Below are 12,830 nucleotides of genomic sequence, written 5' to 3'. Positions count from 1 at the left end.
ACTCTCGACCTAAAGTCCCAGCCGCGCCCAGAGCGCGCGATCCTCAACACTTGTCGCTAGTTCCTCTACCACACCGCTCGCCGAAAAGCCGAGGCGGGGCATGGCAAAGAACGGGCGTTTTGCCGCGATGGGTTTGAGCACAATGTTCTGGCCATAGCGTTCGCGCAGCACCGTGTGGAGTTCACCAAGACTATCCACCAGCCCAAGATCGAGGCCGCGCAGGCCTGGCCACCATTCGCCGGTAAAAAGCACATCGTCATCGGCCTTGAGCCGACCGGCGCGATGCCGTTTGACGTGCTCGATAAAGACCTGATGGATGTCTAGCTCAAAGCGCTTGATGCGTTCGACGTCTTCGTACTTTTCGGGCAAGAACGGATCGAGTGTCGATTTATTGCGCCCAGCGGTATGCACGCGCCGTTCGATGCCAAGCTTTTCAAGCGCCCCGACAAAGCCGAAGCCAGCCATGATGACGCCGATCGACCCGACGATCGATGAGGGATCGGCAATGATCTCGTCGCCCGCCACGGCAATGAAATAGCCGCCCGATGCGGCCGCATCTTCGACGAAGACGAGTACGCGCTTGCCCTTCTGGTCGGCCAATTGCCTGATGCGATTGGAGATCAACCGGCTCTGCACCGGCGAGCCACCCGGCGAGTTGACGACGATGGCGACCACCGGCGCCGCCTTCATATCGAAAGCGCGTTTGAGGAGCGGATCGACCGAGTCGATATTCAGCCGCCCAGGCCGCTGATCGGCAGCAATCACACCTTGCAGGCGAACCACAGGAATGACGGGAGGGCGGCGCAGCAGCCGGGCCAGAAAATTAGGCTTGGGGGCGACCGTCTCAACCATGTCCTCTCCTTTATTTTCCAGTGATTTAGGCATGGTTTTAAGGATTTACCAGTCGAGCGCTGCCTGCCCACGGAAAATTGCGTCGAATTCGGGTGCCAAATCGCGCCCTGCCGCGCCGTGCAAGGCGCGGGTGGCCTTCAGTGTCAGCGGCGCCCGCGATCCTTTTGTGCCGCGCACCAGCAGGCGCGTCGCGTCTTCGCCGCTGCGCGGCGAGATCGGCAGCACGGTGACGCCGCCGAAGCGTGGCGCTATGGCATTGAGCAAATGCACGAGGCCTTGCGCAGGATAAATCACGATTAATTCGCCGCCGCCCCTCGCGCACCCTGCCGCGCAGCGCGCCCAATTTTCGAGTGCCGAGCCATCCATGTGCCGCGCGTCCGCCCGGCTTGTTTCGGGCGCCAGCGTCCCCTGCCCCGCCTCGAAAAATGGCGGATTGGCGATCACGACGTCGAAAAAATTCTCAGCCAGACCCGCCGCGCGCTTCATGGGTCCAGGCGACATAATGTCGAGCGGGAGAACTCTCGCCCTCTCGCCAAATCCGTTGTCGTCAATATTTTGTGCGGCAAGGTCAGCCGTCGCGACATCCCGCTCCACCAGTACGGCCTCTTTAGCCCGGTCGAGCGACAGCGCCACGAGCCCAGCCGTCCCTACGCCGGCACCAAGATCGAGAAGTTGTCCCGTGCCCGCCCGCACCGCAGCGCCTAAGAGCACGCTGTCCAAACCAGCCCGAAAACCCTTTTGAGGTTGCGACAGAGTGATCCGGCCACCCAAAAAGGCATCGCGCGTTGTGGTTTGGTGTTTTACAAAGTCACTTGGCTGGTCTAGGGACATCGCACCCTGATGGCTGGTTCAGCGCGAGTTTATTGCGCTGATCTCACAGGCTCAACCGATTTGCTGCCGTGCGGCAAACGAGGACGGTAATGGCGGTCTCTGTTCTGACCCAAAAGAATGACATCCCGGCAGGCAATGCGGTCGACAAGCTGTTGGCAGCAACCGCCGATGACATGGCTAGGGTCAATAGCCTGATCCTGAGCCGTGCCGATTCCCATGTCGAAATGGTGCCCGAGCTCGCGCGCTACCTCATCGAGAGCGGCGGCAAGCGTCTGCGCCCGATGTTGACGGTCGCTGCGGCCCTGCTCTTCGGCAAGGGTGTGGGCAATGAGGTCAATTTCGCCGCCGCCGTCGAGTTCATGCACAATGCGACGCTGCTTCACGACGATGTCGTCGATGAAAGCGATATGCGCCGCGGCAAGCCAGCGGCCCGCATGGTCTGGGGCAACAAGGCCTCGATCCTTGTCGGCGATTTCCTCCTCGGCCAGGCCTTCATGATGATGGTCGAAACCGGCGATATCGAAGCGCTTGGCGTGCTTTCTGCCGCATCCGCCGTCATGGCCGAAGGCGAAGTGTTCCAGCTTGCCAAGACTGGCGACCTGACGACCACAGAAGCCGATTATGCCGAGGTCATTCGCGCCAAGACGGCGATCCTCTTCAAGGCGGCCTGCGAAGTCGGCGCCATGTCGGGCGGCGCCGATGCCGCCGGGCGCGCTGCACTCGCCCAATATGGCCTCGAACTCGGCAATGCCTTCCAGCTTGTCGATGATGCCCTCGATTATGGTGGGCAGTCCGGTGCGCTCGGCAAGAATGTCGGCGACGACCTCCGCGAAGGCAAGATGACCCTGCCGGTGATCCTCGCGCTTGCCGATGGCAATGAAGCCGAACGCGCGATCATTGCCGGCGCTCTCGGCAAGGCCGATGCGTCGGAGCTCGAAGTCAATCAGGTGGTTGCGATCTTCAATCGGCACAACACGCTTGGTCGCACGCTCGAAAAGGCACACGCCCACGCCGAAGCCGCTGTCGCCGCCCTCGCTTCCTTGCAAGACAATGAGATGAAGACCCTGCTCGCCGATGTGGTGATGCACAGCGTCAGCCGCGCATCGTAACGCTTAAGGCGTCAGCAATGGCGCCGCTGCGACCCAATGATCGGGGTTGCGCTCGCGCATGAGTTGCGCGGCCTGATAGGCCTGTCCCTCCGAGCCGAAGAGCCCGAACACCGTCGCGCCTGATCCCGACATGCGCGACAGGATGCAGCCTTGGGTCTGCGCGAGATCGTCGACGATCTCCCCGATCACAGGCACGAGCTTGACCGCAGGTGGCTGCAAGTCATTGCGCGTTTCAGCCAGCCACAGCCCCAATTGCGCCGGTCGCGTCATCGGTTCCGGAAGCGCCGGCAGGGGGTAATTGTCATGCGCCCGTAGCCGCCGAAACACGTCTGGCGTCGAAACCGGCACGAGAGGATTGACCAAGACGACATGGCAATCGGGAAACTGCGGCAGCGGCGACAGGATCTCGCCCACGCCACGCGCCACCAACGGCCGGCTGATCAGGCATGCCGGCACATCGGCACCAAGTGTCGACGCGAGATCAGCCAGTTCCGAAACCGGAATGGGCGCCGAGGACATGTCCGCCAGAATGCGGAGGGCCGCAGCAGCATCCGCCGAGCCGCCACCGATGCCGGCCGCAACCGGCAGGTTCTTGACCAGATGCACCGCGATCCCATCGGGCACAGTTCCCGGCCAGCGCTGCCGGAAGGCGCCGATGGCGCGGAGCACGAGATTGACGCCACCGCCGCTCAGTGCCGATGCGAAAGGGCCCGAAATATCGAGCCTATCTGCGTCGGCGGGCACGGCCTCCAACTCGTCCGCCACATCGGCGAAGACGATCAGGCTTTCAAGGTCATGGTAGCCGTCTTCACGGCGACGGGTAACGTGCAGCGCCAGATTGATCTTGGCTGGCGCTGCCTGAACGACCGGTTCAGTCATGCAGTTTATTCCGTCGCGGTTTCCGGCGTGAGACCCTTGGTCAGCTTGGCATCGACGCGCTGGGCAACATTGCCCACTTCGTCGACCGACCGGGCGACCTTCCACTGGAATTGAGCCTCAAGGTGCCGTCCGGCCTTCCAATAGGCGTCGCCCAGATGGTCGTTGATCTCGGCATCATTGGGTCGCAGCATGACGGCGCGCTCAAGCGTTTCCACGGCTTCGTCGATGCGGTTGAGCTTGTAGAAAGCCCAGCCCAGCGAGTCGACGATATAGCCGTCCTGCGGCTGCGCGTCGACGGCCTGCTCGATCATGGTCAGCGCCTCGTCGAGGTTCATATCCATGTCGATCCAGGAATAGCCGAGATAGTTGAGAACGGCCGGCTGGTCCGGATTGAGCTTGAGCGCCTTGAGGAAATCGGCCTCAGCCTTGGGCCATTCCTTGGCGCGCTCATAGGCGATGCCGCGGACATAATAGAAGCGCCAATCGGCCGGTGCTTCGCCACCCGAAATTTCGAGCGCCTTGGTGTAGGCGTCAGCGGCTTCGGTATATTGTTCGTCATAGCGCAGGAGATCGCCGAGCACCGAAACGGCGTCGAGATCGTCAGGGCTCGTCGATACGATATTGCGCAACCGGCGCAGCGCTTCGGCGCGGTCACCCATGGCATCGAGATTCTGGGCAATGCGCACAACCGCAGTCGGCTTCATAACCGACGAGGCGGGAATGGACTCGTAGATCTTATTGGCCGCATCGTGCTGGGCGTCGGTATCGAGCAACTGCCCGACCGCGAGCGAAATCACGTCGGCGTTGGGCTCGAGGTAACGGCCCAGCTGCAGAAAGACGAGCGCCAGGTCCTTGCTCCCATCGCGCGACAGCGCCACGCCGATACCGTGGAACATCTCAGCCGCGCCGATCTGCACATTGGTCGTGAAGACGCCCGGCCGGCGCTTGGCCTCTACCGCTTCCTTGACCACGGTCACGAGCGGATGGGTCAGCCCTTGGTCTTCGAAAGTCTTGATGACTTCCGTAGCTTCGTCGAACTTCCCGTCATTGGCCAGCATCCGCGCATAGACTTCCACCATGCGCGCGACATAGGGCTCGTTCTCGAACGATTTGGCCGCCAGTTCCAGCGCCTTGGCCTTATCGCCCGAAGCTTCCGCCATCAGCGCACGGTGGAACACGAGGAAATCCTCGAGCCCCGTTGCACCAAGCTTGCTCATCAACTCATCGGCTTCGGCATAGCGTTTTTCGCCGACGAGAGCCCAGGCCCGAAGAATACCAGCGGTAATACCGGTAAACGTATCTTGCGAGATGGTTTCGAGCGCGTCTTCAGCCGCAGTATAGCGGCGCTCTTTTAGCGCCTCGGTCGCAACGACCAAATCGGCGAGTTCATTTTGACCAACCAGCTCGATCAGGCGCTTCGCGACCTGCGAGGCCTGCCCCATGTCGCCATTGGCGGCAAAGGCAATGAACGAGCGTTCGACCAGAACCGGATTGTCCCAATCGCTCTGCGCCGCCTGGTTGAAATAGCGGGCGGCTTCATCGGTGCGCAGTTCATTGAGCGCCTGGCGCCCGGCGAGATAAGAGCCGGTGGCGCTGGGCTTGAAGAGCTGCAGCATGTCTAGGAGGCCCTTGGTATCCGTCTGGGCGGAAGCGGCGGGCACGAGTGACATGGCCAGGATCGCCGCCATGAAAGGCCGCACCAGTCGGTTGGAAAGCAAGGTCACGTTGCAGAAGTCTCCCTATGCCGCAGGCGGCACGATTTGGCGGCAAAGATTGTCTGTTTTACGGCCGCGCCGCAAGGCCACGCATGATTTGACCGGTCACATTCCGCTGTAATTGGGCCCGCTACCACCTTCCGGCGGCACCCAGGTGATGTTTTGGGCCGGGTCCTTGATGTCGCAGGTCTTGCAATGCACGCAATTTGCCGCGTGAATTCTAAAGACCGGCCGCCCCTCTTCTTGGGCAACTTCATAAACACCCGCGGGGCAATAGAGCGGCGCCGGCTCGCCATAGAGCGGCAGGTTTTTCTCGATCGGAACGCTGGGATCGGCGAGGCGCAAATGCACCGGCTGATCCTCGTCATGCGCGAGATTGGCGAGAAACACTGACGACGTCCGATCGAACGTCACTTTCCCATCGGGCCGTGGATAGCTGCGCCCCACCACATCCTTACGCCGCTTGAGTTTTGCATAGTCCTGCGCCCCGTGCTTGGTCAGCTTGATCGGCGAGCGACCAAAGATCGAGGCGATCCAGAGATCGGCGCCAATCGCCAGCGACCCCGCAATCGTCCCCAACTGCCCCCAGAGCGGCTTGGCATTGGCGACGCCCTTCAATTCCTTCTCGATGCCGGTGCGCATGATACTCTGCGCAAAATCCTCAAGCACATCCTGCTGCCGGCCTGCTGCAATCGCCGAGCCCACCGCATCCGCCGCACCAATCCCCGAGAGAATGGCATTGTGAATGGCCTTGAGGCGCGGGGCATTCATGAAGCCAGCCGAACAGCCGATCAGCCCACCGCCCGGAAAGGCCAGCGTCGGAATGGATTGCCAGCCCCCAGCCGTCACCGCCCGCGCGCCATAGCTGACGCGTGTCCCGCCATCCAGAAGCTTAGCAACGGACGGATGCGTCTTGAACCGCTGAAATTCATCAAAGGGCGATAGGGTCGGATCGGCGTAATCGAGATAGGTAACGAGGCCGACATAAAGCTTGTTGTCCTCGGCATGGTAGACAAAGCCACCGCCCGCCGTGCCGTTGTCGAGCGGAAAGCCGAGATAATGGTCGACCTGGCCCGCATGGTGCTTGTCGCCCGGGATTTCCCAGACTTCCTTGATCCCGAGCCCATATTTCTGCGGCTCCTTGCCGAGCGCAAAGTCGCCGATCAAGGCCTTGGCAAGCGAACCGCGCGCGCCTTCCGCGATCAGCGTATATTTGGCCTTCAGGGCGATGCCCTCGGCAAAGCCTGGCTTGGGATTGCCCTCGGCATCGCGCCCGAGATCCCCGGTAATCACCCCGCGCACCGGCCCATCGCCGCTGCGCAGCACATCGACCGCCGCGGTCATCGGAAAAATATCGACGCCCAATTCCATCGCCTGTTCGCCGAGCCACTGCACCAGCCGCCCGAGGCTGACGATCACCGCGCCCGGCGTCTTCATCTGCGGCGGCACCAAAGCATGGGGCAGCGCAAAATCGCCCTTGGCCGTCAGATAGTGGTAGCTGTCCTTGGTGACATTTGGCCCCACCGGCGAACCCTTCAGCCGCCAATCGGGAATGAGCGCGTCGAGCCCCACCGGGTCCATCACGGCGCCCGAAATGATGTGCCCACCGATCTCGGCAGACTTTTCCACCACCGTGACGGCGATGTCGGGATGGCGCTGCTTGATGCGAATGGCCGCGGCCAGCCCCGCAGGACCGGCGCCGACGATCAATACATCGGTCGAAAGCGTCTCGCGATTGCCCGCCTCAGCCATCTTCTCTAGTCCTCGTGAATTTTAGGCGACTGGTCGCCTCTCGCGCGGTGTGACATAACGAGCCTCATGTCTCAAGTTCGAGAACTCGACAAGGCCGAACTGCTTGCCGTGCTGGATTGGTATCGCGCCGCCGGCGTGGATCTTGCCGTTGGCGAAGACCCTGTCGACCGCTTTGCCAAGCCCGCCGCGCCGCAACCTGCCCAACAGGCACGCCAGGCCGCAACGCCCAATGCCCCCGCCCCGATCCCGGCCACCGCTGCGATCACCGGCGACCCCAGCGAAGCACGCCGCCTTGCCGCCACCGCGCAGTCGCTCGACGAGTTGCGTACCATTCTCGAAGCCTATAACGGCTGCAGCCTCAAATTCCGCGCCACCCAGCTCGTCTTTGCCGATGGCAATCCCGAGGCCAAGATCGTTCTGATCGGCGAAGCTCCCGGCGCCGAAGAGGATCGCCAGGGCAAACCTTTTGTCGGCCGTTCGGGTCAATTGCTCGACCGCATGCTTGGCGCCATTGGCCTCGATCGCACCAAGGTCTTCATCGTCAACACCGTCCCCTGGCGCCCGCCCGGCAATCGCACGCCGACGCCCGAGGAAATGGAGCTTTGCCTCCCCTTCCTCAATCGCCAGGTCGAACTCGTCGCCCCGCGCCTCGTCATGACGCTCGGCGGCCCCGCCATGCAGACCGTCTTCAAGACCACCTCCGGCATCATCAAAATGCGCGGCCGCTGGCAGGATGTGTCCATCGGCACGCACGAGGTCCCGGCGCTGCCAACGCTGCACCCTGCCTATCTGCTGCGCAACCCGGCGGCCAAGCAGCAGGCCTGGGCGGATCTGCTGAGTTTGAAGATGAAGATGGATAGTTTGGGGCTGAGTTGAGCGCCCCGCGCCATCGAGTTTGCCGACACCCCCTCCCATCCTCCCCCATCTAGGGGGAGGTGCTGGATCGAGTTTGGCGCACCTTCTCGTCAAAACCACCAGCACGACACCTCCCCCTTGATGGGGGAGGCCGGGAGGGGGTGACCCACGCTCACTGCATGAGCGCCTCCATCAGCAGAAGCTCACCCACCCAACTTTTTCCCGCCCGTCCCTAATTCCGCCCTATCGTTTCAGCTTTGTCGCGTTATGGTCACCCTCGCGTGATTTGCAACGTTTGACCGCCCACATATTTCGAGCGCCATGGCTTCCGTCGTCAAAATCTATGCCCTTTTTCTTGGCTCGGCTCTGTTGATGTTCGGAGGTGGCCTGCAGGGGCTGCTGCTCTCGGTGCGCGGCGCGGAGGAGCACTTTTCGCTCCTCGCTCTTGGTCTGATCGGCACAGGCTGGTCGGTAGGCTTTGTCGCCGGCTCCATCGCCGTGCCGCTGATCGTGCGCAAGGTCGGCCATATCCGCGCCTTCTCGGTCATGGCCGCCATCGGAACCATCACCATCCTGCTCAATCTCTTGTGGATCAACGACGTCGGCTGGATCGTGCTGCGCGCCTTGTCCGGCTTCTGCTTTGCCGGCGCCGCCATGATCGTTGAAAGCTGGCTCAACGAAGTCGCCGACAACAAGAGCCGCGGCACGATCTTTTCGATCTATGTGACCATCAACCTTGCCGCCTCGACCGTCGGCCAGATGGCCATGTCGATCACCGGCACCGCCGGCTACCTGCCCTTCGTCATCGGCGCCATCAGCTTCATTTGCGCCCTGATGCCACCGGCCCTCACCTCGAGCCCGCAGCCGCGCCCGCTGGCCTCCGCCAAGCTTGACCTGCCACTTCTTATAAAAACTTCGCCCGTCGCTGCCGTTGCTGCCTTTTGCTGCGGCATGGCCAATGGCGCGTTCGGCACGCTGGCCCCGGTCTATGGCTATGAGCAGGGCCTTGATTCCACCGGTATCGCGCTACTCTTTGCCATCGCCGCCATTGCCGGCGCGGTCGCGCAAATCCCATTCGGCCGTCTCTCGGACCGCATCGATCGCCGCCTCGTCATGATCGGGCTCGCCGCCTGTTCGGCGGTCGTCGGCGTCCTCATCGTCGCCATCAATCCAGCCGCGGGCTGGATGATGTATATCCTCTTTGCCCTCTATGGCCTTGCCGCCAACCCGCTCTACCCAATCGCCGTGGCTCATGCGAACGACTTTGCCAGCGACGGCAATTTCGCCAAGATTGCCGGCGGCATGTTGCTCATCCTCGGCGTCGGTCTCGCCATCGGCCCAGCAATCGCCTCGGTACTGATGAGCAATATCTCGCCTGCCGCGCTCTTTATCATCACAGCCATCTTTCACGCTGTCGTCGCGGTCTTTGCCTATCTCCGCATGCGGGTGCGCAAGAGCGTCGATGCTTCGGAACGCGCGCCGTTCCAGCCTATGGGCAATGACAAGCAGGTTACGCCAGAATCGATTGTGCTAGATCCGCGCGCTGATATGGATCAGGAAGAAGAGATGGTGCTGCGGTCCGAAGCTGCCGTGCCCGATGAACTGATCGAGACCCCGGAGAATGAGCGCCATGTTCAAGACGGAACAGTTTGAAGACCGGGCGTTCAAGCCGCTGTCCATCGCCGTCATTGCCGTGTCGGATACGCGCACGCTCGAAACCGATACCGGCGGCGCGCTGCTGAAGTCGCTCCTCGAAGCCGATGGCCACAGCTGCCATGACCGACAAGTTGTGCGCGACGATATCCAGCTCATCCGCGCGGCCGTTCAGGCTTATGTCGCCGATCCGAAAGTCGACGTCATCCTCACCACCGGCGGCACTGGCTTTTCCGGCCGCGACGTTACGCCGGAAGCGGTCGAGCCACTGTTCGACAAGCGGATGGAAGGGTTTTCCGTCCTCTTCCATCAATATTCGGCAACAACGGTCGGCACCAGTTCGCTCCAGTCCCGCGCTACGGCGGGCCTCATCGGCACCACCTTCGTCTTCTGCCTCCCCGGTTCGCGTGGCGCCTGCCGCGATGCCTGGGAAGGCATTCTGACCCATCAGCTCGACTACCGGCATAAGCCCTGCAACTTCGTCGAACTGATGCCGCGCCTTAGCGAACGCTGATTTTCAATCCCTGTCGAACAACCCGTTCGGCAATGAGGCCTTTACCCGATCCGCATTGAGGCGCACTTGCAGGGCAAGGAACAGCGCAATGCGGAAAGGGTTTTTGCCATGCTCGTCAACGGAAAATGGACTGCCGACTGGCAGCCGGTTCAGGGTGTCGACGCCAAAGGCGGCTTCGTGCGCCAGACCTCGTCCTTCCGCAATTGGGTCACGCCAGACGGCAGCGCCGGTCCCACTGGCGAAGCCGGCTTTGCCGCAGACGCCGGTCGCTATCACCTCTATGTCGCGCTCATCTGCCCCTGGGCCTCGCGCACACTCATCGGTCGCACTCTAAAGGGCCTCGAAGGGGTCATCAGCGTTTCGATCGTCGAGCCCGAGCTCAGCGCCGAAGGCTGGCGCTTTGCCCAGCCTGATCCGATCAATGGCGCGACCTATATGCATGAGATCTACACCAAGGCCGATCCGCAAGTGAGCGGCCGCGCCACCGTGCCGGTGCTCTGGGACAAGAAGCTTGGCACCATCGTCAACAACGAGAGCGCGGATATCCTCCGCATGCTCAATTCCGGCTTCGGCGCCTTGGCGTCCAACCAATACGATCTCTACCCGGAAACCTTCCGCGCCGAGATCGACGCCCTCAACGACTATATCTATCCGCGCCTCAACAATGGCGTCTATCGCGCCGGCTTTGCCACCACCCAGCAAGCCTATGACGAAGCCTATGTCGATGTCTTTGAAGCGCTCGACACGCTTGAAGACAAGCTCGAGGGCAAATCATTCCTCTTCGGCGAAGCGCTGACCGAGACCGACATCCGCGCCTTCGTGACGCTTGTCCGGTTCGACGCCGCCTATCACGGCCTCTTCAAGACCAATCTCAAGCGCATCGCCGATTATCCGAACCTGCAGGCCTACATGCTGCGCGTGCTCGACGTGCCGGGCGTGCGCGCCACGGTCGATATCGACCACATCAAGCGCGGCTATTATTCGATCAAGACGCTCAACCCCAATGGCATCGTCCCACGCGGTCCCGCCATTCCTGGGCTTTACGAGCCAGCCGCCAAATAGGGCAAAGAAAAAGGGCCGGGGTTGAACCCGGCCCTTCGTGTTTCTAGTGGCCCATTGCCGGGCCGCCGTGACCGCCTTCCGGCCTCTTCACGAAGAAGGCCGCGACGATCATCAGCACCGAAACCACTGCACCGCAGAGGAAGCCCGCACGAATACCGGCGGCCAGTGCATCGACTTCACCAAGCCCAGCGGCAGCACCCGAAGCGGTCTGCAGGCTCATCACCGCCACGAAAAGCGCGATGCCCGCAGCACCCGCCACCTGCTGTACCGAGCCCAGAATAGCGCTCGCATGCGAATAGAATTTTGGCGGCACCGAGCTCATCGACGAGGTGAAGAGCGGGGTGAAGGTGAAAGCCAGACCAATGCTGAGGACGATATGGCCGGCGATCACGCCCCAGATCGGGGTATATTGGCTGACCATGGTCAGCGCCCACATCACCGCCGACACGGCGATTACGCCGGGCACCAGAAGCGGCCGCGGCCCCACCCGGTCATAAAGCCGGCCGACGACAGGCCCAAGCACACCCATGAGCAGGCCGCCCGGCAGCAGGATCATGCCCGTCTGCAGCGTATCGAGGCCAAGCACCTTCTGGGTATAGATCGGCAAGAGGATCGAGCTACCGAGCAGCGCCACCATCGCGATCGCCATGGTGATCAGCGCCAGCGTATAATTCCGGTGCTGGAGGGTCCGCAGATCGAGCAGCGCCTTGTCGTCATTCTGCAGGCCGAACTGACGCTGCACAAAGAGCGCCATTGAAACCACACCCACGACAATCGGAACCCAGGCCGGGACCGCCGAGCCATGCTCTGCGCCTTCCCCGAGGCTCGAGAGCCCATAGACGATGCCGCCAAAGGCAAAGGCCGAGAGGATTACCGACAGGATATCGAGCGGCGCGAAGCGCGGCGTCGACACATTGCGGATACGGCTCGCCCCGATCACGAGCGCTAGGATCGCGATGGGCAGGGTGAAATAGAACATGAAGCGCCAGTCGAAATGGGCAAGGATAAACCCGCCGATGGTCGGGCCGATGGCCGGCGCCACCGACATGACAATCGAGATATTGCCCATGATTTTGCCGCGGCTTTCGGGCGGCACCAGCGTCATGACGGTCGTCATCAGCAGCGGCATCATGATGGCCGTACCAATGGCCTGCACCACGCGCCCGGCGATCAGCAGTTCGATCCCTGGCGACACGGCGCAAATAGCCGTACCCACGGCGAAGACGGTCATGGCGATCATATAGATCGGCCGCGTGTTCAGCCGCTGCAGCAGAAAGCCGGTGATCGGGATCACCACGGCCATCGTAAGAAGAAATGCCGTCGTCAGCCATTGCGCGGTGCTGGCGCTGATATCGAGATCGGTCATCAGGTGCGGAATGGCGACGCTCATGATGGTTTCGTTGAGAAACACCACGAAGGTCGACACCAGCAAAAGCGCGATCACCAGCCGATTGCGCGCGGCATTGTCCGGATGGTGCGGTGCGCTTTGCGGCAAGCCGTCGAAGCCAACAGTATCAGTTGTCATTTCCAAACCCTCTCTCAAGCGCGCGACATCCGTACGACGCTCCGCGTCTTTACGGTTCGACATCGCTCTTTTATTTTTTCTGC

Annotated in this window: 11 protein-coding genes; 5 read left to right on the top strand and 6 right to left on the bottom strand. The window is 61.9% G+C overall.

Annotated elements, in window-relative coordinates:
- Positions 1-9: 9 nt before the first annotated feature.
- Positions 10-852 (bottom strand): S49 family peptidase, encoded by an 843-nt coding sequence (locus ASG47_RS06200; protein ID WP_061907851.1) that lies wholly within the window; start codon positions 850-852, stop codon positions 10-12.
- Between the two features lie 45 nt (positions 853-897).
- Complete coding sequence (locus ASG47_RS06195; RefSeq protein ID WP_200913567.1) at positions 898-1,563, bottom strand: tRNA1(Val) (adenine(37)-N6)-methyltransferase; 666 nt, start codon at positions 1,561-1,563, stop codon at positions 898-900.
- 209 nt (positions 1,564-1,772) lie between these two features.
- Here ASG47_RS06195 and ASG47_RS06190 point away from each other — a divergent pair, with 209 nt between their 5' ends.
- Positions 1,773-2,792 (top strand): polyprenyl synthetase family protein, encoded by a 1,020-nt coding sequence (locus tag ASG47_RS06190; RefSeq protein ID WP_061907849.1) that lies wholly within the window; start codon positions 1,773-1,775, stop codon positions 2,790-2,792.
- A 3-nt stretch (positions 2,793-2,795) separates the two neighbouring features.
- Here ASG47_RS06190 and ASG47_RS06185 read toward each other — a convergent pair whose 3' ends face one another.
- The 3 genes from ASG47_RS06185 to ASG47_RS06175 all read right to left on the bottom strand — a co-directional run bounded on the left by ASG47_RS06185 (position 2,796) and on the right by ASG47_RS06175 (position 7,138).
- Positions 2,796-3,671 (bottom strand): 4-(cytidine 5'-diphospho)-2-C-methyl-D-erythritol kinase, encoded by an 876-nt coding sequence (locus ASG47_RS06185; RefSeq protein ID WP_061907848.1) that lies wholly within the window; start codon positions 3,669-3,671, stop codon positions 2,796-2,798.
- A 5-nt stretch (positions 3,672-3,676) separates the two neighbouring features.
- On the bottom strand, positions 3,677-5,395 hold the full coding sequence (locus ASG47_RS06180; RefSeq protein ID WP_061907847.1) for a tetratricopeptide repeat protein: 1,719 nt from the start codon (positions 5,393-5,395) through the stop codon (positions 3,677-3,679).
- Positions 5,396-5,491: 96 nt separating this feature from the next.
- A complete protein-coding gene (locus ASG47_RS06175) occupies positions 5,492-7,138 on the bottom strand; it encodes an electron transfer flavoprotein-ubiquinone oxidoreductase (protein ID WP_061907846.1) in 1,647 nt (548 codons plus the stop codon).
- 66 nt (positions 7,139-7,204) lie between these two features.
- Here ASG47_RS06175 and ASG47_RS06170 point away from each other — a divergent pair, with 66 nt between their 5' ends.
- From ASG47_RS06170 to ASG47_RS06155, 4 genes are all read left to right on the top strand, one after another.
- Positions 7,205-8,014 carry a uracil-DNA glycosylase gene (locus ASG47_RS06170; RefSeq protein ID WP_061907845.1) on the top strand — a complete coding sequence of 270 codons (810 nt, stop codon included), beginning with the start codon at positions 7,205-7,207 and terminating at the stop codon, positions 8,012-8,014.
- Between the two features lie 300 nt (positions 8,015-8,314).
- A complete protein-coding gene (locus ASG47_RS06165; protein ID WP_061907844.1) occupies positions 8,315-9,646 on the top strand; it encodes an MFS transporter in 1,332 nt (443 codons plus the stop codon).
- The gene (moaB, locus tag ASG47_RS06160; RefSeq protein ID WP_061907843.1) at positions 9,624-10,160 is read left to right on the top strand and encodes a molybdenum cofactor biosynthesis protein B; all 537 of its coding nucleotides are present in this window, start codon (positions 9,624-9,626) and stop codon (positions 10,158-10,160) included. The genes ASG47_RS06165 and moaB overlap by 23 nt, the downstream gene beginning before the upstream one ends.
- Positions 10,161-10,268: 108 nt before the next feature.
- Positions 10,269-11,222 (top strand): glutathione S-transferase family protein, encoded by a 954-nt coding sequence (locus ASG47_RS06155; RefSeq protein ID WP_061908089.1) that lies wholly within the window; start codon positions 10,269-10,271, stop codon positions 11,220-11,222.
- Positions 11,223-11,265: 43 nt separating this feature from the next.
- Here ASG47_RS06155 and ASG47_RS06150 read toward each other — a convergent pair whose 3' ends face one another.
- Complete coding sequence (locus ASG47_RS06150; protein ID WP_061908088.1) at positions 11,266-12,747, bottom strand: MDR family MFS transporter; 1,482 nt, start codon at positions 12,745-12,747, stop codon at positions 11,266-11,268.
- Positions 12,748-12,830 lie beyond the last annotated feature (83 nt).

This window comes from Devosia sp. Leaf420, from assembly GCF_001425445.1.
In the GTDB taxonomy this organism is placed as follows: Bacteria; Pseudomonadota; Alphaproteobacteria; order Rhizobiales; family Devosiaceae; genus Devosia.
This window is presented reverse-complemented; position numbering and strand designations above follow the sequence as displayed.